Source organism: Scleromatobacter humisilvae (assembly GCF_023231945.1).
In the GTDB taxonomy this organism is placed as follows: domain Bacteria; phylum Pseudomonadota; class Gammaproteobacteria; order Burkholderiales; family Burkholderiaceae_C; genus Scleromatobacter; species Scleromatobacter humisilvae.
In genome coordinates this window covers 1-23057 of record NZ_JAJLJH010000006.1, presented here as the reverse complement: position 1 = coordinate 23057, position 23057 = coordinate 1, and the positions used below count along the sequence as shown (strand labels likewise).

Genomic DNA, 23057 nt, shown 5'->3' with positions numbered 1-23057 from the left:
CTCAACTGTTCCGCAGAAAGGCCGATAAGCCCGATACGGATCAGTCAACACGGAACCTTCTCGCATGGATGCCTCCGCCCTCACCGCGCTGCCCGAAATGGGCGGCGACCAGTTGCTCGCCCTCGCCGACCTCGACGGAAAGGCGCTCCAGGCGCTGGTGCGCGACATCGGCATCCCGGCGCGTCCGCAGTTGCTGGTCGACCTGCAGCAGGAGCTCGAGCGCGACGATCCGTCGCTCAAGCGCGTGGCCGACATCGCCGGCTCCGACGTCGCGCTGTCCGCCGCGCTGCTCAAGTACGCCAATTCGCCGCTGATGGGCCTGAGCCGCCGCGCCGACACCGTCGACCAGGCCTTCCAGCTGCTGGGTTTCGCGCAGTGCCAGGCGATCTTCACGGAGATCGTGCTGCGCAAGCTGCTGCCCGCCACGGGCCCGGGCTTCGTCCGCTTCTGGGACGTCTCGGCCAAGCGCGCCCGCGCGATGACCTACCTGGCCCGCACGCGCCGCGTCGTGCCGCCCGCGCTGGCCCACACCTACGGCCTGTTCGTCGAGCTGGGCATCGCGATCCTCCTGCAGCGCTTCCCGGGCAAGAACGGCTACGTCGCCACGCTGGAGAAGTGCAACGTGCACGAAGGCAGCATCACGGCGCTCGAGCAATCGATCCATGGCGTCGACCACGCGCTGGTGGGCGCGCTCACGGCGCGCACCTGGGGCGTCTCGCAGACGGCCGTGCTGGCCACGCGCCTGCACCACGAATACAGCTCGTGGATGGGCCCGATGCCGCCGCAGGTGCGCGAGCTGGTCGCCCTCGGGCTGGTCTGCGAGACCATCATCCAGCGCTATCAAGGCCTGAACCGCCATATCGAATGGAGCAAGGGCGGCGCGATCGCGCTGGCCGCGCTGGGCATGACCGAGGCGGATCTCGAGACCTGGTGCGAAGACGTCCACGCGCAGTTCGCGGCCACTGGCGTCTGAACGTCCGCTCCTCCGACATACGCGGCTCGGCAGCGCGCGTACGCTGGGCGCATGCGCCTCAGCGAAAGCCACACCCTTCCCGTCCCGCTGGATGAAGCCTGGACGGCGCTGAACGACGTCGCCCTGCTGCGGCGTGCGCTGCCGGGCTGCGAATCGCTGATGGAGATCGCGCCGGACGAGTTCGTCGCCGAGATGGCGGTGGCCATGGGACTGACGACCTCCCACCTGACGGTCTACGTGCACCGGCGCGACGCGCAGGCGCCGCGCCGCTGCACGCTGCACTTCGAGGCCCGCACGGAACGCACCGGCGGCTCCGGCAGCGCGGTGCTTCAGCTGGTGCCCGCCGGCAGCGCGGCCAGCACGCTGCACGCCGACATCAGCATCGCCATCGAGGGCGTCATCGGCGTGCTGGGCTCGCCGCTGATCGAGCTGGCGGCGCACGAGATGGCCCGCCAGTTCTTCCAGGGCCTGCGCGCGCTCGCGGCCGCGCGTCACGCGCGCGCACGGATCACCTGAGCGCAGCGCGGCCGCGGGCGGCGTGATCCAATCACGGGTTCACGCTTCGCGCACGAGAGCCCCGCATGTCCGACTCCATCATCGTCGCCCGCCCCGCCGGGCCCGCGCAGCAGCTGATGCTGCTGTTCCACGGCGTGGGCGCCAACGCGCAGGATCTGGCGCCGCTGGGCCACGTGCTGGCGGCGGAATTTCCGCAGGCCTTCATCGTCAGCGTCGCGGCGCCGTCGGCGTCCGGCGCGGGGCGCGAATGGTTCTCGGTGAACGGCATCGACGAGCAGAACCGCGTCGCGCGGGTCGAGGCCGCGATGCCGGCCTTCGTCGAGACGGTCGCCCGCTGGCAGGAGGAAGCGGGCGTCGGCCTCGACGCGGTGGCGCTGATCGGCTTCTCGCAGGGCGGCATCATGGCGCTCGAATCGACGCGCGACCGACCGGCGATCGCCGGCCGGGTGGTCTCGATCGCCGGTCGCTTCGCGCTGCTGCCGGAGACGCCCAACCCCGCCACCACGCTGCACATGTTCCACGGCAAGGCCGATCCGGTGATCCCGTACGGCTTCACCGTGGAGGCCGCGGAGCACCTCGTGGCCATCGGCGCCGACGTCACCGCCGACGTCCTGCCGCAGGTGGGCCACCAGATCAATGCGGAGATCGCGGAACTGCTGATCGAGCGCCTGCGCGGGCACCTGCCGAAGCGCACGTGGGAGGCGGCGATGCGCGCGGCGCGCGAAAGCGAAGGCCGAGGCGACGGCGAGTGAATGGTCGAGTCGGTGCCGTCCTACAGCGGAACGCTGCCGGCACCGACTGCGGTCGCGCAGGGGCATCGCTATCGTTGCGTCAACCCACAAGGAACGCACATGACTGCCGCCAACATCGCCGCCAAGATCACCCCCGCCTTGCAGCAGGCGTTGCTCACCACCGTGGACGCGCTGATGCGCCGCCGCGCGTGCGACGTCCCCGAGCAGACCATCGAGCAGCTGATCTCGCTGCGCTGGCTGCAATGGAGCGGCGGTTCGCTGCGCCTGACCGAAGCCGGCGAGACGATGGTCGTGAAGGTCCAGGGCGCGCTGATCATGCGTGAGGCGCTGGCGGCCTGATGCTTCTCTCGCCCGGGACGACCCGGGCGCGCCCGGCCCGCTCGCGCGAGAATGGGCCGTGAACCTCCAACGCCTCGACCTGACTTCGCTGTCGCTGTTCACGCTCGTCGTTCGAACCGGCAGCATCAGCCAGGGCGCCGCCCTCGCCCATCTGGCGATCGGCGCGGCGAGCAAGCGCATCACCGATCTCGAGGCCGCCGTCGGCGTCACGCTGCTGGAGCGGCACTCGCGCGGCGTGCGTACCACCGCGGCGGGCCAGGTGCTGTTCGACCGGGCGCGCGCGGTGCTGCAGGAGGTCGAGCACCTGTCGGCGGAGCTGTCGGACTACGCGTCCGGCGTGGTGGGCGTCGTGCGGTTGTGGACCAACACCTCCGCCCTCACGCAGTTCCTGCCCGGAGAGCTCGCCGCATTCCAGGCCGGCAACCCCGGCATCCGCATCGAGCTCGAGGAGCAGAACAGCTCCGACGTCGTGCTGGCCGTGCTGGATGGCCGCGCCGACCTCGGCATCTTCGCCGACCGCACCGCGGCGCACGGGCTGGCGCTGATGAACTACCGGCGCGACCGCCTCGTGCTGGTCGTGCCGAACGGGCATGCGTTGCAGCGGCGCAAGTCGGTGCGCTTCGCCGATGTCGTCGACAACGACTTCGTCTGCCTCTCCAGCGCGACGTCGCTGTCGCGCCGCCTGCACGAGGAGACCGAGCTGCTCGGGCGCCGGCTGCGCGTGCGCATCCAGGTGCGCAGCTTCGACGCGATGTGCCTGATGGTGGCCAACGGCATGGGCGTGGCCGTGCTGCCGGAAGCGGCGATCCAGCCGCACCTGCATTCGATGCACCTGAAGCGCATCGTGCTCGATGACGCGTGGGTGCATCGGCAGCTGCTGATCGGCGTGCGCGACGCAACCGCGGTGCCGCGGCCGGTGCGGCTGCTGATCGACCACCTCTGCTCGGCCCCGGGCTGAGCGCCTTTCGCATCGGCCGGTGTCCGGTTCCGGCGAGGGATTGCGTCCTGCAGGACAGGGCCGGCGCGTCGCCGACGTCCGCGCAGCCACCAGGAGGCCGTCTTGCAGCTCCATCCCCCGTTCCTCGCGCTCGCGCTCGCGGCGCCCCTCGCGGCCGTCGCGGCGCCCGTGCCGCAGGACACGCCGTACCCTGGCGCGATCGGCCTCGCCGTCGACGCGACCGACCTCGATCACAAGATCCTTCGGATCCGCGAGACGATCCCCGTGCAGCCCGGCCGGCTGACGCTGCTCTATCCGCAGTGGATTCCCGGCAACCACGCGCCCACCAACGAGCTGAAGCGCCTCGCGGGCCTGCGCATGGCGGCCGGCGGCAAGTGGCTGGACTGGACGCGCGACCCCGACGACTTCTACGCGCTGAACGTCGACGTGCCCGCGGGCGTCGCCCGCCTCGACCTCGAATTCCAGCAACTGCTGCCGATGGCGCCCACCGGCAGCGATCCGTTCCTCGGACGCAACCTGCTCGACGTGCAATGGCAGGGCGCCGTGCTCTATCCCGCGGGCCACTATGCGACGCGCATCGCTGTCGACCCCAGCCTGAAGCTGCCCGCCGGCTGGCAGTTCGGCACGGCGCTGCGCGCGGCGTCCGCCAGCGGCGACGAGGTGCACTTCGAGCGCGTGTCGCTCGAGACGCTGGTCGACTCGCCTGTCTTCGCCGGCAAGTACTTCAAGCGCGTCGACCTCGACCCCGGCGCCGCGCGTCCCGTGTTCTTCGACATGGTCGCCGACGACGCGACGGCGCTCGAGTCCGAGGACGACCAGATCGAGGCGCACCGCAACCTCGTGCGCCAGGCCGACCGCCTGTTCGGCGCCCGCCACTTCGCGCACTACGACCTGCTGCTGTCGCTGGGCCAGGTCGACTACGACCTCGGCCTCGAGCACCACCAGTCCAGCGAGAACAGCGTCAAGGACAACTACTTCAAGGAATGGGACAAGACCTCGTTCCAGCGCTACGTGATCCCGCACGAGTTCGTCCATTCCTGGAACGGCAAGTTCCGCCGGCCGGCCGACCTGTGGGCGCCCGACTTCAACACCGCCAGCCACAACAGCCTGCTGTGGGTGTACGAGGGCCAGACGCAGTACTGGGGCGACGTGCTGTCGGTCCGCTCCGGCATGTTTCCCATCGCCGACATGCGCGAGCGCCTCGCGCGCCGCGTCGCCTGGAGCCAGGTCGCCGACGCCGGCCGCACCTGGCGCAGCCTGCAGAGCACCACCGACGACGAGATCATCACCGGCCGCAGGCTGCCCATCGACTGGGGCACCTGGCAGCGCTTCGAGGAGTACTACGACGAGGGCGCGCTGGTCTGGCTCGACGTCGACACGCGCATCCGCGAGCTGTCGAACGGCCGGCGCTCGCTGGACGACTTCGCACACGATTTCTTCGGCGTCGAGGACGGCCGCGTCGCCCCGCTGACCTACACCTTCGACGACGTCGTCGCCGCGCTGCAGAAGGTGCAGCCCTTCGACTGGGCCGCGTTCCTGCGCGGCAAGCTCGACACCATCGGGCCGGACGCACCGCTCGACGGCCTCGCGCGCGCGGGCTGGCGGCTGGGCTGGACCGACAAGCAGAGCGACTACGCGAAGGCGATCGATTCGGTCCGCGAAGGCGCGGACTTCCGCTATTCGCTGGGCCTGCACATGGGCAAGGCCGGCGAGATCAAGGACGTGCAGTGGAACGGCGTCGGGTTCAAGGCCGGCCTGCGCCCCGGCCTGACGCTCGTGGCCGTCAACCTGAAGGCGTACAAGCCGGACGTGCTCAGGGATGCCGTGACCGCCGCGGTCAAGGACAAGGCGCCGATCGAGCTGCTGCTCAAGGACGGCGACGACTACCGCGTCGCACGCCTGGACTGGCACGGCGGCCTGCGCTACCCGATTCTGGAACGGATCGAGGGCCGCCCCGACCTCCTCACGGCGATCCTGAGCCCGCGCTGAGTTGGGTGGCGCATCCGGGTAGTTACCCGCCGCCGCTTTCACGCTTCGCGAAACCTCGCTTGGCGAGGATTGCCTTCCGCCCGAGGCCGCGCCTGCCCACAATCCGTCCAAGGCTACGGAGACAGGCGTCCATGCAGGTACTCGAAGGAATCAAGGTCGTCGAACTCGGCCAGCTCATCGCGGGCCCGTTCGCCGCAAAGACGCTGGCGGACTTCGGCGCGCGCGTCATCAAGGTCGAACCGCCGAAGACCGGCGACGCGCTGCGCAAGTGGCGCAAGCTGCGCGACGGCACCTCGGTGTGGTGGGACGCGCAGTCGCGCAACAAGGAGTCGGTCTGCATCGACCTGCGCGTGCCCGAGGGCCAGGCGCTGGTGCGCGAGCTGGTGCGCGACGCCGACGTGCTCATCGAGAACTTCCGGCCCGGCTCGATGGAAGCCTGGGGACTCGGCTGGGAGACGCTGCACGCGCTCAACCCGAGGCTGGTCATGCTGAGCCTGTCGGGCTTCGGCCAGACCGGCCCGCGCGCGTCCGAGCCCGGCTTCGCGGCGGTGGCCGAGGCGTTCAGCGGGCTGCGCTACCTCAACGCCGAGCCGGGCCGCACGCCGGTGCGCAGCGGCGTGTCGCTGGGCGATACGGTGGCGGGTGTCCACGGCGCGCTGGGCGTGATGCTGGCCCTGTACGCGCGTGACGCGCGCGGGGGCCAGGGCCAGCGCATCGACCTCGCGCTGTACGAGGCGATGTTCAACCTGTCCGAGAGCCTGCTGCCCGAGTACGACGTGTTCGGCGAGGTGCGCCGCCCCGCCGGCGGCGCGCTGCCGGGCATCACGCCGTCCAACGCGTATGCGTGCGCCGACGGCCAGGCTGTGCTCATCGCCGGCAACGGCGACAGCATCTTCAAGCGGCTGATGCTGATGATCGGCCGCAAGGACCTGGCCGACGATCCGGCGCTCGCTGCCAACGACGGCCGCTCCGCGCGCGCCGCGGAACTCGACGCCGCGATCGGCGCGTGGACCGTGCAGCTGACGCTGGACGACGTCCTCGCGCGCATGCGCGACGCGGGCGTGCCCGCAAGCCGCGTCTATACGATCGCCGAGATCGCCGCCGACGAGCATTACGCCGCGCGCGGCAACATCGAGCGCATCCCGGCAATGAGCGGCGGCACGATCGCCGCGCCAGGCATCGTGCCCAAGCTCTCCGACACGCCCGGCGCCGTGCGCCACGCGGCACCGACGCTGGGCCAGCACACCGACGACGTGCTGGCGCAGGCCGGCCTGTCGCCCGAGCGCATCGCGGCGCTGCGCCAGGACGGGGTGATCGAATGACACGGCTGTTCATCAACGAGGTCGCGCCGCGCGACGGCCTGCAGATGGAGAAGCGCTTCGTGCCGACGCACGAGAAGATCGCCTTCGTCGACGCGCTGTCGGACTGCGGCTTCGCGAAGATCGAGGTGACGTCGTTCACGTCGCCGCGCGCCATCCCCGCGCTGGCCGACGCCGAGATCGTGATGCGCGAGATCCGCCGCGTGCCCGGCGTCGTCTACACCGCGCTGGTGCCCAACCTGCGCGGCATGGAGCGCGCGATCGAAAGCCGCGTCGACGAGCTCAACCTCGTGATGTCGTGCAGCGAGTCGCACAACGTCGCGAACCTGCGCATGGGGCGGGCGCAGTCGCTGGCGCAGCTGCTGGAGATCGTGCGCGAGGCCGGGCATGGCGGCCTGCTGTGCAACGTGTCGCTGTCGTGCGCGTTCGGCTGCCCGTTCGAGGGCGAGGTGGCGGTCGACGAGGTCGCGCGCATCGCCACCGCGCTGATCGCCGGCGGTGCCGCGGGCGTCACGCTGTGCGACACCACCGGCATGGCCGACCCGGCCGGCGTGCGGCGGCTGCTGGAGCGCCTGCGCGGCGTCCTCGCCATCGACGCCACGACGATCCACCTGCACGACACGCGCGGCATGGCGCTCGCCAACGCGCTGGCCGCGCTCGAGGCCGGCGCCACGCGCTTCGACGCGTCGTGCGGGGGCCTCGGCGGCTGCCCGTATGCGCCGGGCGCGTCGGGCAACGTCAACACCGAGACGCTCGTCCACATGTTCGAGTGCATGGGCCACACGACGGGCGTCGATCTCGCGCGGCTGCTGCGCGTGGCCGCGCGCGTGCCGCACCTGGTCGAGCGCCCGCTTTCCAACGCGCTGCTGATGGCCGGCACGCGCGACACGCTGCATCCGTTGCCCGCGTCATGACGCGGCGCTGAGCGCACCTTTCCCTTCGCAACCACCAGACCGGCCCGCGCAGAACGGGCCGGCAGGAGACACTCATGCCTGCGATTTCCACCACGGCCGCGATGGCGGCGCCGCACGAGCCCGACGTCAGCCGCCTCGAACACGATTCGTTGATCCGCAAGGTCGCGTGGCGACTCATGCCGCTGATCATGGTCTGCTACCTGTTCGCGTTCTTCGACCGCATCAACATCAGCTTCGCGAAGTTCCAGCTGCAGGGCGCGCTGGGCCTCAGCGACACGGCCTACGGCCTCGGCGCCAGCCTGTTCGTGATCGGCTACGTGATCTTCGAGGTGCCCAGCAACCTGCTGCTGTACCGCGTCGGCGCGCGGCGCTGGATCGCGCGCATCATGATCTCGTGGGGACTCGCGACGTCGGCGATGGTGTTCGTCACCAGCGAGTGGCAGTTCTACGGCCTGCGCTTCATCGTCGGCGCGATGGAGGCGGGTTTCGCGCCAGGCGTGCTGTATTACCTGACGCTGTGGTTCCCCGAAAGCTTCCGCGGCCGCGCGACGGCGCTGCTGTTCCTCGCCTCGGCGATGTCGGGGCTGGTCGGCGCGCCGATCTCCGGGCTGATCCTCGGCCAGATGAACGGCGTGCTCGGCCAACCGGGCTGGCACTGGCTGTTCCTGATCGGCGGCCTGCCGTGCCTGCCGCTGGGCTGGCTGGTGCTGCGCCGTTTCCAGGATCGCGTGCAGGACGCCGGCTGGCTCAGCGCCGCAGAACGCAGCTATCTCGCGACGCAGATCAAGGAGCCGGGCACGCACGCCAAGGGCGGCTCGCTGTGGGGCGCGATCCGGACGCCGGGCTTCCTGGTGCTGGGCCTGGTCTATTTCCTGATCCAGATCGGTTCGTACGGCCTGAACTTCTGGGCGCCGCACCTGATCCGCAGCTCGGGCATCTCCAACCCGACCACGATCGGCCTGCTGACCGCCGTGCCCTACGTCTTCGGCGCCGTCGCGATGGTGGTCGTCGGCCGCGTGTCGGACGCCAGCGGCGAGCGGCGCAAGTACGTCGCCGGGCTGCTGGTGGCCGCGGCGCTGGGCTTCTTCGCGGCGGGCCTGTTCGACAAGCAGACCGGCCTGCTGATCGTCGCGCTGGCCGTGATGGGCGGCGGCGTCGTCGCCTCGATCCCGGCGTTCTGGGCGCTGCCGCCACGCCTGCTGACCGGTGCCGGCGCGGCCGGCGGCATCGCGCTGATCAACACGCTGGGCCAGCTGGGCGGCATCGTCAGCCCGGTGATGGTGGGACGCATCAAGGATGCGACCGGCTCCACGACGCCGGCGCTCTACGCGATCGGCGTCGCGAGCATCGTGTGCGCCGTCATCGTGATGAAGGCGCTGCCCGCGGCCGCGATGAAGGCGGCGCGCGGGCGCTGAGCGACGCTCACTGCGGGATCAGCGACGTCCACGGCGTCGACGCGGTGCTCTCGTTGACGCCGTCGTCGTTGGCGTCGAGCTGCACCTGCACGGTCGTCGCGTTCAGCACGGTGATCAGCAGCGTGCCGTGCACGCCCTTGACCTGCAGCACGCCGGCGCTCGGGAAGGCGTCGCCGTCGTTCAGCACGAACGGCGACTTCGTCGTCAGCGTCACGGCGCCGCCAGGCACCGACTGCGCCTGCAGCAGGCCGTCGAAGGTCAGCTGGCTGCGGTGGGCGGCGAACACCTCGTCGACGGTGATGCGCACGCCCGAGTCCAGCATCACGACGTCGTTGTAGGTGCTCGAGGCCATGGTCTCCGTCAGGCCGTTGCCGCCGACGGTGAGCGTGACGTTGGATGCGGTGTCGGAATCGGTCTCGGAGATGTTGAGCGTGCCGTCGACCGTGGAGGTCAGGCCGCCCTCGACCGCGGACAGGTTCTGGAAGTCGGCCGTGCCCGTGATCTGCTCCGCGGTCGGCACCGTGGCCATCGTGATCACGGCGCTGCCGTTGTACAACGAGGTGGCCGAGTCGCGGCACTGGTTGAAGTGGATGGTGAGGATGTCGCCGGCGGAGATCTGGCCGTTGCCGTCGACGTCGTTGAAGGTGGTCGTCAGCGTGCCGCTCACGCCGCAGGGCGCGATGTCGCTGGAAACGGCCAGCGGACGCGCCGCAGCGGCGCTCTCGATGGCGGCGCGACGTTGCGGGCCGGCGGCCAGCACGCGGCGCACGACGGCCGCCAGCGAGTGGGCGCTCGCCTTCACGCTGCCGGGCTGGGCGGCCGCGCCGCCAGCGTTGGTCGCCGTCTCGACGTTGGACACCGACAGGCCGCCCGCGACCGTCGCCTGCGTGACCGCGGCCTGGTTGCTGCTGGTGATGCTCAGGCCTTCCGGACCGACGGGCTGCGACGTCGCGCCGCCGCCGTCGCTGCCGCCGCAGGCGGACAGCAGCGCGAGCGCGGACGCGGCGACGAGGGTGGAAATGGTGGGTTTCATGCGTGCCTCCCTGGCATTGTGGAATCGATGGTGCCGGCTCGGCCGGTCGAGGCCGATACCCTACCATCGAAGCGGCGTCCGGCCGCGGCGCCATGACGGGTGTTCACCCCAATTCCATCGCGTTACAGCTTCTCGCTCTCGCCGGCCTGCGGCTGCCATTTCATCAGCGCCTTCTCGACGCGCCCGACCATCGCGTCGAGCACCAGCGCGAACACGGTCAGAACCAGGATGCCGGCCATCACGGTGTTGATGTCGAAGCTGCCCTCGGCCTGCAGGATCAGGTAGCCCACGCCCTGCGACGAGCCGAGGTACTCGCCCACCACCGCGCCGACGAAGGCCAGGCCCACCGACGTGTGCAGCGAGCTGAAGACCCAGCTGGTGGCGCTCGGCAGGTAGACGTGGCGCAGCAGCTGGCGCCGGCTCGCGCCCAGCATGCGAGCGCTCGCGAGGATCACGGCGCTCACTTCCTTGACGCCCTGGTAGACGTTGAAGAACACGATGAAGAAGACGAGCGTGACGCCCAGCGCCACCTTGCTCGCCACGCCCAGGCCGAACCACACCGCGAAGATCGGCGCGAGGATCACGCGCGGCATCGCGTTCATCGCCTTGATGTACGGATCGAGGATGGCCGCGGCCAGCGGGCTCAGCGCAAGCCACAGGCCGGTGGCCAGGCCCAGCGCGGTGCCGATCGCGAACGCGAGCACCGTCTCGAGCAGCGTGATGCCCAGATGCCGGTAGATGTCGGCGTCGACGAAGAACCAGTGGCGGATGCGGTCGAAGATCTTCAGCGGCTCGCCGAAGAAGAATGCGGCCTGGTTGTCGTCGGAAAACAGGAAGTGCGGCAGCAGGCCCGGCACGGTCAGCACGTGCCACAGCCCGAAGATCAGCACCAGCACGACGAGCTGCCACGCGCGCAGCGTGCGGCGGCTGGGCTTGATGTGGCGCCACATGATCGTCAGGCCTTGGCCAGCTGTTGCTGGTAGCCGGCCAGCACCTCTTCGCGCAGCACGTCCCAGATTGCCTTGTGCAGTTCGACGAAGCTTGGGGTGGTGCGCACCTCGGCGACGTCGCGCGGACGCTCGAGGTCGACGCGGAACTCGCCGACGACGCGCGAGCCGGGGCCGGCCGACAGGATCACGACGCGGTCGCTCATCGCGATGGCCTCGTCGAGGTCGTGCGTGATGAACAGCACCGCCTTTTTCTTCGCGCCCCACAGCGCGAGGACTTCGTTCTCCATCAGCTGCCGCGTCTGGATGTCCAGCGCGGAGAACGGTTCGTCCATCAGGATGATGTCGGGATCGAGTACCAGCACCTGCGCCAGGCTCACGCGCTTGCGCATGCCGCCCGACAGCTGGTGCGGATAGCGGTCGGCGAACGCGGCCAGTCCCACGCGCTGCAGCCATTCGTTCGCGAGCGCGCGCGCGTCCGCGTCACGCGCGCCGCGGAACGACAGGCCCGCCATGACGTTGCCGAGCGCCGTGCGCCACGGCATCAGGCTCTCGGCCTGGAACATGTAGCCCGCGCGCCGGTTCAGGCCAGCGAGCGGCTCGCCGAACACGCGCACGCCGCCCGTGCTCGGCGCGAGCAGGCCGGCGGCCATGTTCAGCAGCGTGCTCTTGCCGCAGCCGGTCGGCCCGACGACGGAGACGAACTCGCCGGCCTCGATCGCGAGCGACACGTCGCGCACCGCGGTGTAGCCCGCGGCGTCGCCGTCGCGCGCGACGAAGGTGCAGCTGACGCCGTCCAGGGACAGCGCGGGAACGCTCATCGCCTGATCTTCGGGTCGGCGTTCGCCTTCTTGACGAACTCGTTCGTCCAGACGGCGGCGAGGTCGAACTTGCCGCCCTTGAGCGAATCGTCGACGCTCTGCAGCGCCCGCAACGCGGTGGCCGCGCCCTCGGGCGGGATCGCCCCGTCGACCGACAGCGCGCCCTTGCTCGCGAGGAACGCGTCGATGTAGACCGCGCGGTCGCCCAGCAGGTAGCTCTCGGGCACGGCCTTGACGATGTCGGCCGGGCCGGCGGCCTGGATCCACTTGTCCGCACGCACGATGGCGTTGGCGATGGCCTGCACCGTCGCCGGGTTCTTGTCGATGAAGGACTGCGGCGCGTACATGCAGCCGGCGGGCATCGGGCCGCCGAAGGCCTTGTCGGCTTCGGCGACGATGCGGGTGTCGGAGACGATCTTGAGGTCGCCGCTTCGCTGCAGCAGCGTGATCACCGGGTCGAGGTTGCTGATCGCGTCGATCTGGCCCGACCGCATCGCGGCGACGGCCCCCGCGCCCGCACCGACGCCGATGATGGAGACGTCCGACGGCTTGAGCCCGGCCTTGGCGAGCACGAAGTTCGCGAGCACGTTGGTGGACGAGCCCGGCGCCGTCACGCCGATCTTCTTGCCCTTCAGGTCGGCCACCGACTTGAAGCCTGGCATCGTCTTCGGATTGATGCCCAGCACGACCTGCGGCGCCCGGCCCTGCAGCGCGAACGCGCGCAGCCGGATGCCCTTGGGCTGCATGATCAGCGTGTGCTCGAACGCGCCCGAGACCACGTCGGCGCTGCCGCCCACGACGGCCTGCAGGGCCTTGGAGCCGCCGGCGAAGTCGACGATGGTGACGTCCAGGCCCTCGGCCTTGAAGTAGCCCAGGCTCTCGGCGATCGTCAGCGGCAGGTAGTAGAGCAGGTTCTTGCCGCCGACGGCGATCGTCAGCTTGGGCTTCTCGAGCGCCTGGGCGCGCAGCAGCGCGGGCGCGGCCAGAGTCGTGGCACCGAGAAGGACAACGGAACGTCGTTGCATGAGGGTCTCCGCAGGGCGATGACCCACTTTAGCGGAGGCCGGCCCCGCGCGCATGCGGGCCGGGCCCGCCCGCGTTCAGCCGTTGACGGCGGTCGTCGACGTGGAGCGCACCACGGCCAGCGACGGCCCGAAGCGGCGCCGCACCGACTGCTCGATGCCTTCGGCGTCGAGCCCGCATTCGTGCATCAGGCGCACCGGGTCGCCGTGCTCGATGTAGCGGTCGGGCAGGCCCAGTTGCAGCAGGGGCACCTGCACGCCGGCGGCGGCCAGCGCCTCCAGCACCGCGCTGCCCGCGCCGCCCATGATGCTGCCCTCCTCGAGCGTGACCAGCGCCTCGTGCGTGCGCGCCATCTCGAGCACCAGCTCCACGTCGAGCGGCTTGACGAAGCGCATGTTGACGACGGTGGCGTCGAGCTTCTCGGCCGCCTGCAGCGCCGGGTACAGCAACGGGCCGAAGGCCAGCAGTGCGATGCGGCGGCCTTCGCGGCGCTTCTCGCCCTTGCCCCATTCGAGCGTCTCGAGATCGGCCTCGGGCTTGACGCCCGCGCCGGCGCCGCGTGGATAGCGCACGCCCACCGGATGCTCCTGCGCGAACGCGCTGCTCAGCGCGCGGCGCGTCTCGCGCTCGTCGGCCGGCGTCAGCAGGCTCATGTTCGGGACGCAGCGGATGAAGGCGATGTCGTAGGCGCCGCAATGCGTCGGGCCGTCGGCGCCGACGATGCCAGCGCGGTCGAGCGCGAACACGACCGGCAGGTTCTGCAGCGCGACGTCGTGGATCAGCTGGTCGTAGCCGCGCTGCAGGAACGTCGAATAGATCGCGACGACCGGCTTCAGGCCCTCGCACGCCAGGCCGGCGGCGAAGGTGACGGCGTGCTGCTCGGCGATGCCGACGTCGTGGTAACGCTCGGGGAAGCGCTTCTCGAACTCGGTCATGCCCGAGCCGCCGCACATCGCGGGCGTGATGCCGATCAGGCGCTTGTCGGCCTCGGCCATGTCGCACAGCCACGAGCCGAACACCTCGGCGAAGGTCTGCTTGGGCGGCGTGGCGGGCTTCTGCAGGCCGACGGCGACGTCGAACTTGCCGGGGCCGTGGTAGTTGACCGGATCGGCCTCGGCGAGCTTGTAGCCCATGCCCTTGCGCGTGACCACGTGCAGGAACTGCGGGCCCTTGGCGTCGCGCAGGTTCTCGAGCGTGGGGATCAGCGAGTCGAGGTCGTGGCCATCGATCGGCCCGACGTAGTTGAGGCCGAACTCCTCGAAGATCGTGCCGGGCACGACCATGCCCTTGGTGTGCTCCTCGAAGCGGCGCGCGAACTCGTACAGCGGCGTGTTCTTCAGCACCGACTTGGCGCCCTCGCGCGCCTTCGAATAGAACTTGCCGCTCATCAGGCGGGCGAAGTAGCGGTTCAGCGCGCCCACCGGCGGGCTGATCGACATGTCGTTGTCGTTGAGGATCACCAGCATGTCGGCCATCGACACGCCCGCGTTGTTCATCGCCTCGAAGGCCATGCCGCCGGTCATCGCGCCGTCGCCGATGACGGCCACGGCCTTGCGGTTCTCGCCCTTGAGCTTGGCCGCGTGGGCCATGCCTAGCACGGCCGAGATCGACGTCGAAGAGTGCGCGGTGCCGAACGCGTCGTACTCGCTCTCGTCGCGCTTCGGAAAGCCCGCCAGGCCGCCATACATGCGCAGCGTCGCCATCTGCTCGCGCCGGCCCGTCAGCACCTTGTGCGGGTACGTCTGGTGGCCCACGTCCCACACGATGCGGTCATACGGGGTGTTGAAGACGTAGTGCAGCGCGACGGTGAGCTCGACCGTGCCGAGATTGCTCGACAGATGGCCGCCGGTCTTGCTGACGCTGTGAAGGACGTATTGCCGCAGTTCGTCGCACAGCGTGCGCAGGTCGGCGCGCGACAGGCGTCGCAGGTCCGCGGGGCTGGCGATGGTCGCGAGGAGGTTGTTGGTCATGTGGCGTTCGTTGTCCCCGGCAAGCCGCGCGTCCCGCCGGAAGGCAGGGCGCGCTTGGTCATCAATTGTCGCGCTCGACGATCTTGTCCGCGAGGCACGCGAGGTAGGCAGCCTGCCCTAATCCGCTGCGCGCCAGGGCCGCGTGCGCCTGGTCGCGCAGGTCGTGCGCGTACCTCTGCGCGGATTCCAGGCCCAGCAGCGACACGAACGTCGGCTTGTTCTGGTCGATGTCCTTGCCGGCCGTCTTGCCCAGCACTTCGGAGTCCTGGGTGACGTCGAGCACGTCGTCGACAACCTGGAAGGCCAGGCCGACGGCCGCGCCGTATTCGCTCAGCGCGGCCAGCGCGGCGGCGTCGGCGTTGCCGCAGGCGGCGCCCATCATGACGCTGGCCTGCAGCAGCACGCCGGTCTTGCGGCGATGCATGTCGCGCAGCGACTGCTCGTCGAGGCTGCGGCCGACGCTGGCGAGGTCGATCGCCTGGCCGCCGGCCATGCCGTCGTGGCCCGACGCGCGCGCGAGCAGGCGCACGAGCGTGGACATCAGCTGGGGCGGCATGCCCTCGTCGGGCGTCAGCACCTCGAAGGCCAGCGCCTGCATCGCGTCGCCGGCGAGCATCGCCTGCGCCTCGCCGTACCTGACGTGCACGGTGGGCTTGCCGCGGCGCAGGACGTCGTTGTCCATGCAGGGCATGTCGTCGTGCACCAGCGAGTAGGCGTGGATCAGTTCGACGGCCACGGCGGCGCGCAGCGCGGCGGCACTGTCGCCGGACACGGCCTCGGCCGCGGCCATCACGAGCAACGGGCGCAGCCGCTTGCCGCCGTCGAGCACGGCGTAGCGCATCACCGCGCCGAGGCCGGCGGGCGATTCGTCGGAGACCCAGCGCTCCAGGGCGCGCTCGACATCCTGCTGGCGGTCGAGCACCCAGTGCGAGAAATCGTCAATCTTCATGGTCGAGTCCAGGGCTTCAACTGGCCCTCCTCCAGGACTTTCACTTGTTCTTCTACGGCATCCAGCCTGGAGCGACAGAACTCCAGGAGCTGCGCGCCTCGCTTGTAGGCGCTCAGCAGGCCGTCGAGCGGCATCTGGCCCGTTTCCATCGCTCTCACCAACTCATCCAACTCTGCCTGGGCGTCCTCGAAACTCGCGGGGGCGGGGGCAGGGGTCGATGCTTCGGTGCGATCCATTGGTACGGGCTCGGGCAAAACGGGATTGTAGTCATCTCGACACCCGACCCGGGTATTCATTGCAACGGACTGCACGTTTTTGCAGCACTCGTCCGGAAAAATGGGGACATGGATGGAGCGATCTGTCGCAATTGGTTAAACTGCTAGGTTCGGCACGCCGGGCACGAGGCGCATGCGCCAGCGGCCGCCGAGCGATTCGTACAGATCCACCCGCGGGGCCACCGGGTGGGGGGTTGTGACATAGTTTTTTAGGATCCTGGGGATCATGTCGGACCTGAGCATCACGCTAGAAGCTCTGGAGCGCGCGCGCTCTCAACTTTCCGTTTCCACCTATTTCGACGAGGATCTGTTCCGCCGCGAACAGGAACTCATCTTCCAGCACGGACCGCGCTACCTCGCGCACGAGCTGGCGATCCCCGAAATCGGCGACTACTACGCACTGCCGCAGGAAGGCGAGGGCCGCGTGCTCGTGCGCGCGCCCGACGGCGGCGTCGAGCTGCTGTCCAACGTCTGCCGCCATCGCCAGGCCGTGATGCTCAAGGGCCGCGGCCAGACGGCGTCCAACATCGTCTGCCCGCTGCACCGCTGGACGTACGGCCTCGACGGCCAGTTGCTGGGCGCCCCGCACTTCGCGCAGGATCCCTGCCTGCACCTCAATCGCTACAGGACGCGCTGCTGGAACGGCCTCGTGTTCGAGGACAACGGCCGTGACATCGCCGCCGACCTCGCGAAGCTCGGCCCGCGCGCCCAGCTCGATTTCAGGGGCTACGTCCTCGACAAGGTGCACGTGCACCAGTGCGACTACAACTGGAAGACCTTCATCGAGGTCTACCTCGAGGACTACCACGTCGGCCCGTTCCACCCCGGCCTGGGCAGCTTCGTCAGCTGCGACGACCTCGAGTGGGAATTCGGCGCCAACTACTCGGTGCAGACCGTGGGCGTCGCCGACGGCCTCGCGCGCCCGGGCAGCGCCACCTACCGCAAGTGGCACGACGCGCTGCTGCGCTTCAACGAAGGCCGCCCGCCGCGCCACGGCGCGATCTGGCTCACCTACTTCCCCAACATCATGGTGGAGTGGTATCCGCACGTGCTGGTGGTCTCGACGCTGTATCCCAAGGGGCCGCAGCAGACCACCAACGTCGTCGAGTTCTACTATCCCGAGGAGATCGCCGCGTTCGAGCGCGAGCTGGTCGAGGCCGAACAGGCGGCCTACCTCGAGACCTGCGTCGAGGACGACGAGATCGCGCTGCGCATGGATGCCGGCCGCAAGGCCTTGTTCGAGCGCGGCGACGACGAGGCCGGGCCATACCAGAGCCCGATGGAGGACGGCATGCGCCACTTCCACGAGTGGTATCGGCAGGCGCTGAAGCCGGCACGCTGAGCCCCTGCGCGCCCGCGGGCGCGGCGCCCCACGCGACAATGGGCGCCATGTCTGCTCCCCTGCTGATGATCTGCGCCACGTTCCTGTTCGCCGCGATGGGCGTGTGCGTGAAGTACGCGTCCGACCTTTACGGCGCCGGCGAGATCGTGATGTACCGTGGCCTGATCGGCGTGATCGGCATCGCGCTGGTGGCCCGCGCCCGCGGCATCTCGCTCAAGACGCGGGTGCCGGCCATGCACGCCTGGCGCAGCGTGGTCGGCGTCACGTCGCTGACGATGTGGTTCTACGCGATCGGCCACATGCCGCTGGCCACGGCCGTCACGCTGAACTACATGTCCTCGGTGTGGATGGCGCTGTTCCTGATCGGCGGCGCCGTGGTACTGGGCGCGCAGCGCGTCGACCCGCGGCTGGTAGCCACGGTGCTGGTTGGCTTCGCCGGCGTGGCGCTCGTGCTGCAGCCGTCGATCGACAAGGACCAGATGGTGCCGGGCGTCATCGGCCTGGGCTCGGGCATGCTGTCTGCGCTGGCCTATCTGCAGGTCGCGACGCTGGGGCGCGCCGGCGAGCCCGAGCTGCGCGTCGTCTTCTATTTCTCGATCGGCGGCTTCGTGGCCGGGGTCGCGATGTCGCTGTTGCAGGGCTGGCATGCGCGCCATACCCTGCCGGGTTTCGCGCTGCTCGCGGCGACCGGCGTGTTCGCCACCGCGGCGCAGGTGCTGATGACGCGCGCGTACGCGATCGGCAAGCCGCTGTCCAACGCCAGCCTGCAGTACCTGGGCATCGCGTTCTCGTTCGTCTTCGGCATCTGGCTGTTCCATGATCCATTGACGTGGATGGCGGTCGGCGGCATGGTGCTGATCGTCGGCGCCGGCCTCGCGGCCGCGCGCCTGCGCGCGACGACGCTGTCCTCCACCGCCCCCGACACCATCCAACCGCATCCGGACACCTGAGATGACCGCACCCACCCTGCCCACGCCCCTCGTCTCGCCCGAGCAGCTGCTCGCGGCACTTGCCGCCGGCGCCGCGCCGGTGATCATCGACTGCAGCTTCGACCTCGCCGACGTCGGGGCCGGCGAGCGCGCCTTCGCCGAAGGCCACCTGCCTGGCGCTGTCTACGCGCACCTGGACCGCGACCTGGCCGGCCCGAAGACCGGCACCAATGGGCGCCATCCGCTGCCGGCGCGCGCCGACTGGGCCGCGACGCTCGCGCGCCTGGGCGTGACGCCCGCGCGCGCGGTGGTCGTCTACGACGCGCAGGGCGGCATGTACGCGGCCCGCGCCTGGTGGATGCTGCTGTGGGCCGGGCACCGCGCGGTGAGCGTGCTGGACGGCGGCATCGTCGCGTGGAAGGCCGCGGGCGGCGCGGTCGAGTCCGGCGCGACGACGCCCGTGGCCGTGCCGGGCGCCTATCCGCTCGGCGACAGCCTGGTCGCCAGCGTCGACGCGGACGCGCTGCAGAAGTCGCTCGGCCGAGTGACGCTGCTCGACGCGCGCGCCGGCGAACGCTACCGCGGCGAGGTCGAGCCGCTGGACAAGCGCGCCGGCCACATCCCGGGCGCGCGTTCCCGCTTCTTCAAGGACAACCTCGGCACCGACGGCCGATTCAAGCCGGCGCAGGAGTTGCGCGCGGCCTTCGAGGCCTTCGGCGCGGCGCCGGCCCAGGTCGTGCACCAGTGCGGCTCGGGCGTGACGGCCTGCCACAACCTGCTCGCGATGGAGGCCGCGGGGCTGCCGGGCTCGGCGCTCTATCCAGGCTCGTGGAGCGAGTGGTCGGCAGATCCGAGGCGCCCGGTCGCCGTCGGCTGATTCCCCGGGTGCGGGCGGCGCGCGAAAGGCGCACACTTTCCTCGTCGCAACGACCGGAGACCGCCATGTACCGCAGCATCCTCATTCCGACCGACGGCACGGCCATCACCGCCAAGGCCGTCGCCAGCGGAATCGCCCTGGCCAAGGCGCTCGGTGCCCGGCTCAGCACGATCACGGTGAAGGAGCCGTTTCCGTACAGCGCCATCTCCGAGATGCAGCCGATCCCGCCGCAGGAGTTCTACGACGCGCAGGAGCGCATCGCGCTGAACCGCGTCAAGGAAGTGGTCGCGGCGGCGGACCAGGCCGGGCTCGAGTGCCAGGCCTTCACCGTCGAGGCGCCCCATCCGTGGGAGGCCATCGTCGATCACGCGAAGGCGCAGTCGTGCGACCTGATCGTGATGGCCTCGCATGGCCGGCGCGGCGTCAGCGCGCTGCTGCTGGGTAGCGAGACGACGCGCGTGCTGGTGCATTGCGAGGTGCCCGTGCTGGTCGTCAAGTAGCGGGCCCGGCCCGATCGGACTAAACTGACTGAGTCAGCTACTTTTGCAGACTCAGTCAGATGACCACCATACCCCACCCGCATGTCGCCACCGTGCGCGAGTTCTCGCGCTTCTACACGCGCCGCCTGGGCACGCTCGACGAAGGCCTGCTCGAGACGGCCTGGTCGCTGACCGAGGCGCGCGTCGTCTTCGAGCTCGCTCAGGCGCCGTCGACCGACATGGCGGCGCTGCGTGCCACGTTGGCGCTGGACTCCGGCTACCTGAGCCGGCTGCTCGCGAAATTCGACGCGGCGGGGCTGATCAAGCGGACCGCGTCGGCCACCGACGGTCGTCGCCAGTCGCTGTCGCTCACCGCGGCCGGGAGAAAGCTCTATCGCACGCTCGACGAGCGCTCGAACCGGCAGGTCGGCGAGCTGCTCGCGCCGTTGCCGGAGCCGGTCCAGGAATCGCTGGCCGGGGCGATGCGCACGGTGATGCGCGCGCTCGACGATCAGGCGAAGTCGCCGGTGGTCGTGCTGCGTGGCCTGCGGCCGGGCGACCCCGGCTGGGTCGTCCAGCGCCATGGCGAGGTCTACGCCCGCGAGTACGGCTGGACGCAGTCGTTCGAGGCGCTGGTGGCCCGCATCGTCGCCGACTACCTCGACAAGCACCAGCCCGGGCGCGAAAGCGCCTGGGTCGCCGAGGTCGATGGCCAGCGCGCCGGCTGCGTGTTCTGTGTCCGCAAGGACGACGAGACGGCGCAGCTGCGCATCCTGCTCGTCGAGGCCTGGGCGCGCGGGCATGGCCTGGGCGCGCGGCTGGTCGACGAATGCATCCGCTTCGCACGCGACAGCGGCTACCGCAAGCTGGTGCTGTGGACCAACGACGTCCTCGTCGCCGCGCGCCGGATCTACCAGGCGGCGGGCTTCGAGCTCGTCCGCGAGGAGTCGCACCACAGCTTCGGCAAGGATCTGGTCGGCCAGTTCTGGGAATTGCGCTTGTAGGCTTCTCGCACACCGACATCTTCTCGACAGCGCCGGGCAGGCACAATCGCGCGCATGTCTGTCACCTCTCCAACCGCTGTCGGACCGCTTGCCGCGGTCGACATGGGCTCCAACAGTTTCCGGCTCGAGATCGGGCAGGTCCAGGACGGACGCTATCGCCGCCATCTCTACCTGAAGGAGACCGTTCGCCTTGGCGCGGGCCTCGATGTCGACGGCATGCTGACCGAGGAGGCCACAGAGCGCGGGCTGCGCTGCCTCGCGAGCTTCGCGCAGACGCTCAAGGCATCGGCGCCGATGCGGATCCGCGCCGTGGCCACGCAGACGCTGCGCGAGGCGCGCAATCGAGACCAGTTCCTGCTGCGTGCCGAGGCCGCGCTGGGGCATCCGATCGAAGTCATCTCCGGCCGCGAGGAAGCGCGCCTGATCTACACGGGCGTCGCCTTCCTGCAGCCGTCGGGGAAGCCGCGGCTCGTGATCGACATCGGCGGCCGCTCCACCGAGATGATCCTCGGCGACGGGCCCGCGCCGCGCGTGGCCGAGTCGTTCCAGGTCGGCTGCGTCAGCCTGTCGATGCGCTACTTCCCCGACGGCCGCTACACACGCGCCGCGTTCCGCGCCGCGCAGGTGGCCGCCGGCGCCGAGCTCGAGGAAGCCCTGGTGCCGTTCTCGCGCCGCCACTGGCGCGAGGCGCTCGGCTCGTCAGGCACTGCCGGCGCCGTTGCCGACATCCTGCGCGCCAGCGGCAAGACCGACGGCCGCATTACCGCCGAGGGCCTGCGCTGGCTGATCGAGCGATGCATCGAGCTGGGTCACATCGACAAGCTGGACATCCCCGGCATGAAGCCCGAGCGTCGCGCAGTGATCCCGGGTGGCCTGGCGATCCTCTACACGATCTGCGCGCAGTTCGGCATCGAGGAACTGATCGCTGCCAAGGGCGCGCTGCGCCAGGGCGTGATCGTCGACCTGTCGGAGCGTCTTGCCGCCGGCAACCAGGCCAGCGGCCACGACCTGCGCGATGCGACCGTGGCCGAACTGCAGCGCCGCTTCAACGTGGACGTCGACCAGGCCGAGCGCGTCGCGAAGACCGCGCAACGCTTCTTCGAAAGCGCGTGGCCGAAGGGAGACGCGGAGATGCACAAGGAACTGCGCTGGGCCGCCGCGTTGCACGAGGTCGGCCTGATGGTGTCGCACCACGACCACCACCGGCACAGCTCCTACATCGTGTCGCATGTCGACGCACCCGGGTTCTCGCAAAGCCAGCAACGCCGCCTCGGCGAACTGGTGCTGGGGCAGCGTGGCGGGCTGCGCAAGATCGAGGCGGGGTTGTCGCGCGAGCTGACGGCCTGGCAGGTCCTCTGCCTGCGGCTCGCCGTGATCGAATGCCACGCGCGGGGCGAGGTCGACGCAAGCGGGCTGGCCCTGACCCGGCTCGCCGGCGGTGGCGCGCGGCTGTCGTTCTCGGCCCAGTGGGCGGAGGAACATCCGCGCACGGCCTACCTGCTGCGCGAGGAGGCGGATCTGTGGGCGCGCCAAGGGGCGCTGCTGTTGACGCTCAATTGAGCTCGCGCGAGACTTCGATCGAGGGCGGTGTTGCACGCGACGTGGCGAAAGCCGCGTCCGGACCCGTTTGCCAGACTCGAGACCGGAGGTTCGATGACTGCGGATGACGTCGACGAGCCAGTTCTCCGGCTGCCCGCCTTCTACGGCGTGGCGCTTGCGACGCTGCTGGGTCTGGGCATCGCGCTGACGTTGGTCGTGGTGCCGCCTCGCGACACGCCCGTCGACATCCGGTTCTGCAACGCGACGGACGTCGTCCTCACCCACGTGGAAACCTACGAGGCCACTCGGTTTGGCGACATCGCCGCGGGACGGTGCTCCGACTATCGACGCATCGAGCGAGGCTACTCGATGATGGGTTTCGCTGCGGGATTCCACGGGAGGCGCATCGAGCGCTGGCCCGAGGATCACGTCGGCGGCCCGGATCTGCCGACAGGCCGACACAGCTTCGTCATCCGCGATACCGCGAACGGACTGGAGATCCAACATCAGTAGCGCTCGAAGACGCCGGCGGCGTGGCGCTACCCGTCGGCCACGGCCCCAATACTGCGGCCCCAAAAGCAAGACGCCCGAGCTAAGAATTTAGCTCGGGCGGTTGCAGGGATATTAGCCTGACAATGTCCTACTTTCACACGGGAACCCGCACTATCATCGGCGCAGAGGCGTTTCACTGTCC

At 70.0% G+C, this 23057-nt stretch carries 23 protein-coding genes; 16 read left to right on the top strand and 7 right to left on the bottom strand.

Features of this window, described 5'->3' with window-relative positions; translation table 11 throughout:
- The first annotated feature begins 64 nt into the window (after positions 1 to 64).
- The 9 genes from LPC04_RS19000 (at position 65) to LPC04_RS18960 (ending at position 9175) form a co-directional block, all read left to right on the top strand.
- Positions 65 to 973, top strand: coding sequence for an HDOD domain-containing protein (locus LPC04_RS19000; RefSeq protein WP_275683848.1), 909 nt, complete (start codon positions 65 to 67; stop codon positions 971 to 973).
- A 51-nt stretch (positions 974 to 1024) separates the two neighbouring features.
- Positions 1025 to 1489, top strand: a complete 465-nt coding sequence (locus LPC04_RS18995; RefSeq protein ID WP_275683847.1) for an SRPBCC family protein — start codon at positions 1025 to 1027, stop codon at positions 1487 to 1489.
- A gap of 65 nt (positions 1490 to 1554) precedes the next feature.
- A complete protein-coding gene (ypfH, locus tag LPC04_RS18990) occupies positions 1555 to 2241 on the top strand; it encodes an esterase (protein ID WP_275683846.1) in 687 nt (228 codons plus the stop codon).
- A gap of 99 nt (positions 2242 to 2340) precedes the next feature.
- A complete protein-coding gene (locus LPC04_RS18985; RefSeq protein ID WP_275683845.1) occupies positions 2341 to 2580 on the top strand; it encodes a hypothetical protein in 240 nt (79 codons plus the stop codon).
- Between the two features lie 58 nt (positions 2581 to 2638).
- The gene (locus tag LPC04_RS18980; protein ID WP_275683844.1) at positions 2639 to 3538 is read left to right on the top strand and encodes a LysR substrate-binding domain-containing protein; all 900 of its coding nucleotides are present in this window, start codon (positions 2639 to 2641) and stop codon (positions 3536 to 3538) included.
- A 102-nt stretch (positions 3539 to 3640) separates the two neighbouring features.
- Positions 3641 to 5527: a M61 family metallopeptidase gene (locus tag LPC04_RS18975; RefSeq protein WP_275683843.1), complete on the top strand. Its 1887-nt coding sequence runs from the start codon at positions 3641 to 3643 to the stop codon at positions 5525 to 5527.
- 131 nt (positions 5528 to 5658) lie between these two features.
- Positions 5659 to 6849 (top strand): CaiB/BaiF CoA transferase family protein, encoded by a 1191-nt coding sequence (locus LPC04_RS18970; RefSeq protein ID WP_275683842.1) that lies wholly within the window; start codon positions 5659 to 5661, stop codon positions 6847 to 6849.
- Positions 6846 to 7760 carry a hydroxymethylglutaryl-CoA lyase gene (locus LPC04_RS18965; protein WP_275683841.1) on the top strand — a complete coding sequence of 305 codons (915 nt, stop codon included), beginning with the start codon at positions 6846 to 6848 and terminating at the stop codon, positions 7758 to 7760. Before LPC04_RS18970 ends, LPC04_RS18965 begins: the two co-directional genes overlap by 4 nt.
- Positions 7761 to 7861: 101 nt before the next feature.
- Positions 7862 to 9175 (top strand): MFS transporter, encoded by a 1314-nt coding sequence (locus LPC04_RS18960; protein ID WP_275684057.1) that lies wholly within the window; start codon positions 7862 to 7864, stop codon positions 9173 to 9175.
- Positions 9176 to 9182: 7 nt separating this feature from the next.
- On the opposite strand, the gene LPC04_RS18955 is transcribed toward LPC04_RS18960, so the two are convergent.
- The 7 genes from LPC04_RS18955 to xseB all read right to left on the bottom strand — a co-directional run bounded on the left by LPC04_RS18955 (position 9183) and on the right by xseB (position 16154).
- Positions 9183 to 10208 (bottom strand): hypothetical protein, encoded by a 1026-nt coding sequence (locus tag LPC04_RS18955; protein ID WP_275683840.1) that lies wholly within the window; start codon positions 10206 to 10208, stop codon positions 9183 to 9185.
- A 122-nt stretch (positions 10209 to 10330) separates the two neighbouring features.
- The gene (locus LPC04_RS18950; RefSeq protein WP_275683839.1) at positions 10331 to 11158 is read right to left on the bottom strand and encodes an ABC transporter permease; all 828 of its coding nucleotides are present in this window, start codon (positions 11156 to 11158) and stop codon (positions 10331 to 10333) included.
- A 5-nt stretch (positions 11159 to 11163) separates the two neighbouring features.
- Positions 11164 to 11976: an ABC transporter ATP-binding protein gene (locus LPC04_RS18945; protein ID WP_275683838.1), complete on the bottom strand. Its 813-nt coding sequence runs from the start codon at positions 11974 to 11976 to the stop codon at positions 11164 to 11166.
- Positions 11973 to 13001, bottom strand: coding sequence for an ABC transporter substrate-binding protein (locus LPC04_RS18940; protein ID WP_275683837.1), 1029 nt, complete (start codon positions 12999 to 13001; stop codon positions 11973 to 11975). The genes LPC04_RS18945 and LPC04_RS18940 overlap by 4 nt, the downstream gene beginning before the upstream one ends.
- Before the next feature lie 75 nt (positions 13002 to 13076).
- A complete protein-coding gene (gene dxs, locus LPC04_RS18935) occupies positions 13077 to 14969 on the bottom strand; it encodes a 1-deoxy-D-xylulose-5-phosphate synthase (protein WP_275683836.1) in 1893 nt (630 codons plus the stop codon).
- Between the two features lie 61 nt (positions 14970 to 15030).
- Positions 15031 to 15918, bottom strand: a complete 888-nt coding sequence (locus LPC04_RS18930; protein WP_275683835.1) for a polyprenyl synthetase family protein — start codon at positions 15916 to 15918, stop codon at positions 15031 to 15033.
- Positions 15915 to 16154, bottom strand: coding sequence for an exodeoxyribonuclease VII small subunit (gene xseB / locus LPC04_RS18925; protein WP_275683834.1), 240 nt, complete (start codon positions 16152 to 16154; stop codon positions 15915 to 15917). The genes LPC04_RS18930 and xseB overlap by 4 nt, the downstream gene beginning before the upstream one ends.
- A 265-nt stretch (positions 16155 to 16419) precedes the next feature.
- Here xseB and LPC04_RS18920 point away from each other — a divergent pair, with 265 nt between their 5' ends.
- The 7 genes from LPC04_RS18920 to LPC04_RS18890 all read left to right on the top strand — a co-directional run bounded on the left by LPC04_RS18920 (position 16420) and on the right by LPC04_RS18890 (position 22876).
- A complete protein-coding gene (locus LPC04_RS18920; protein WP_275683833.1) occupies positions 16420 to 17535 on the top strand; it encodes an aromatic ring-hydroxylating oxygenase subunit alpha in 1116 nt (371 codons plus the stop codon).
- A 47-nt stretch (positions 17536 to 17582) separates the two neighbouring features.
- Positions 17583 to 18485: a DMT family transporter gene (locus LPC04_RS18915; RefSeq protein ID WP_275683832.1), complete on the top strand. Its 903-nt coding sequence runs from the start codon at positions 17583 to 17585 to the stop codon at positions 18483 to 18485.
- A 1-nt stretch (position 18486) separates the two neighbouring features.
- Positions 18487 to 19341 (top strand): sulfurtransferase, encoded by an 855-nt coding sequence (locus tag LPC04_RS18910; protein WP_275683831.1) that lies wholly within the window; start codon positions 18487 to 18489, stop codon positions 19339 to 19341.
- A 65-nt stretch (positions 19342 to 19406) separates the two neighbouring features.
- The gene (locus tag LPC04_RS18905) at positions 19407 to 19841 is read left to right on the top strand and encodes a universal stress protein (protein ID WP_275683830.1); all 435 of its coding nucleotides are present in this window, start codon (positions 19407 to 19409) and stop codon (positions 19839 to 19841) included.
- Positions 19842 to 19900: 59 nt separating this feature from the next.
- Positions 19901 to 20824: a bifunctional helix-turn-helix transcriptional regulator/GNAT family N-acetyltransferase gene (locus LPC04_RS18900; protein ID WP_275683829.1), complete on the top strand. Its 924-nt coding sequence runs from the start codon at positions 19901 to 19903 to the stop codon at positions 20822 to 20824.
- 102 nt (positions 20825 to 20926) lie between these two features.
- Positions 20927 to 22384: a Ppx/GppA phosphatase family protein gene (locus LPC04_RS18895; protein WP_338055449.1), complete on the top strand. Its 1458-nt coding sequence runs from the start codon at positions 20927 to 20929 to the stop codon at positions 22382 to 22384.
- 93 nt (positions 22385 to 22477) lie between these two features.
- Complete coding sequence (locus tag LPC04_RS18890; protein WP_275683827.1) at positions 22478 to 22876, top strand: hypothetical protein; 399 nt, start codon at positions 22478 to 22480, stop codon at positions 22874 to 22876.
- Positions 22877 to 23057: the final 181 nt, after the last annotated feature.

Excerpts from the sequence above, each read along its gene's own strand:
- LPC04_RS18945 (WP_275683838.1), bottom strand. The coding sequence starts at position 11,976 with ATGAGCGTTCCCGCGCTGTCCCTGGACGGCGTCAGCTGCACCTTCGTC.
- LPC04_RS18905 (WP_275683830.1), top strand. The coding sequence starts at position 19,407 with ATGTACCGCAGCATCCTCATTCCGACCGACGGCACGGCCATCACCGCC.
- ypfH (WP_275683846.1), top strand. The coding sequence starts at position 1,555 with ATGTCCGACTCCATCATCGTCGCCCGCCCCGCCGGGCCCGCGCAGCAG.
- LPC04_RS18890 (WP_275683827.1), top strand. The coding sequence starts at position 22,478 with ATGACTGCGGATGACGTCGACGAGCCAGTTCTCCGGCTGCCCGCCTTC.
- LPC04_RS18960 (WP_275684057.1), top strand. The coding sequence starts at position 7,862 with ATGGCGGCGCCGCACGAGCCCGACGTCAGCCGCCTCGAACACGATTCG.
- LPC04_RS18915 (WP_275683832.1), top strand. The coding sequence starts at position 17,583 with ATGTCTGCTCCCCTGCTGATGATCTGCGCCACGTTCCTGTTCGCCGCG.
- LPC04_RS18895 (WP_338055449.1), top strand. The coding sequence starts at position 20,927 with ATGGGCTCCAACAGTTTCCGGCTCGAGATCGGGCAGGTCCAGGACGGA.
- LPC04_RS18930 (WP_275683835.1), bottom strand. The coding sequence starts at position 15,918 with ATGAAGATTGACGATTTCTCGCACTGGGTGCTCGACCGCCAGCAGGAT.
- LPC04_RS18940 (WP_275683837.1), bottom strand. The coding sequence starts at position 13,001 with ATGCAACGACGTTCCGTTGTCCTTCTCGGTGCCACGACTCTGGCCGCG.
- LPC04_RS18920 (WP_275683833.1), top strand. The coding sequence starts at position 16,420 with ATGTCGGACCTGAGCATCACGCTAGAAGCTCTGGAGCGCGCGCGCTCT.
- LPC04_RS18900 (WP_275683829.1), top strand. The coding sequence starts at position 19,901 with ATGACCACCATACCCCACCCGCATGTCGCCACCGTGCGCGAGTTCTCG.
- LPC04_RS18910 (WP_275683831.1), top strand. The coding sequence starts at position 18,487 with ATGACCGCACCCACCCTGCCCACGCCCCTCGTCTCGCCCGAGCAGCTG.
- dxs (WP_275683836.1), bottom strand. The coding sequence starts at position 14,969 with ATGACCAACAACCTCCTCGCGACCATCGCCAGCCCCGCGGACCTGCGA.
- LPC04_RS18955 (WP_275683840.1), bottom strand. The coding sequence starts at position 10,208 with ATGAAACCCACCATTTCCACCCTCGTCGCCGCGTCCGCGCTCGCGCTG.
- xseB (WP_275683834.1), bottom strand. The coding sequence starts at position 16,154 with ATGGATCGCACCGAAGCATCGACCCCTGCCCCCGCCCCCGCGAGTTTC.
- LPC04_RS18950 (WP_275683839.1), bottom strand. The coding sequence starts at position 11,158 with ATGTGGCGCCACATCAAGCCCAGCCGCCGCACGCTGCGCGCGTGGCAG.
- LPC04_RS18995 (WP_275683847.1), top strand. The coding sequence starts at position 1,025 with ATGCGCCTCAGCGAAAGCCACACCCTTCCCGTCCCGCTGGATGAAGCC.
- LPC04_RS18965 (WP_275683841.1), top strand. The coding sequence starts at position 6,846 with ATGACACGGCTGTTCATCAACGAGGTCGCGCCGCGCGACGGCCTGCAG.
- LPC04_RS19000 (WP_275683848.1), top strand. The coding sequence starts at position 65 with ATGGATGCCTCCGCCCTCACCGCGCTGCCCGAAATGGGCGGCGACCAG.
- LPC04_RS18985 (WP_275683845.1), top strand. The coding sequence starts at position 2,341 with ATGACTGCCGCCAACATCGCCGCCAAGATCACCCCCGCCTTGCAGCAG.
- LPC04_RS18970 (WP_275683842.1), top strand. The coding sequence starts at position 5,659 with ATGCAGGTACTCGAAGGAATCAAGGTCGTCGAACTCGGCCAGCTCATC.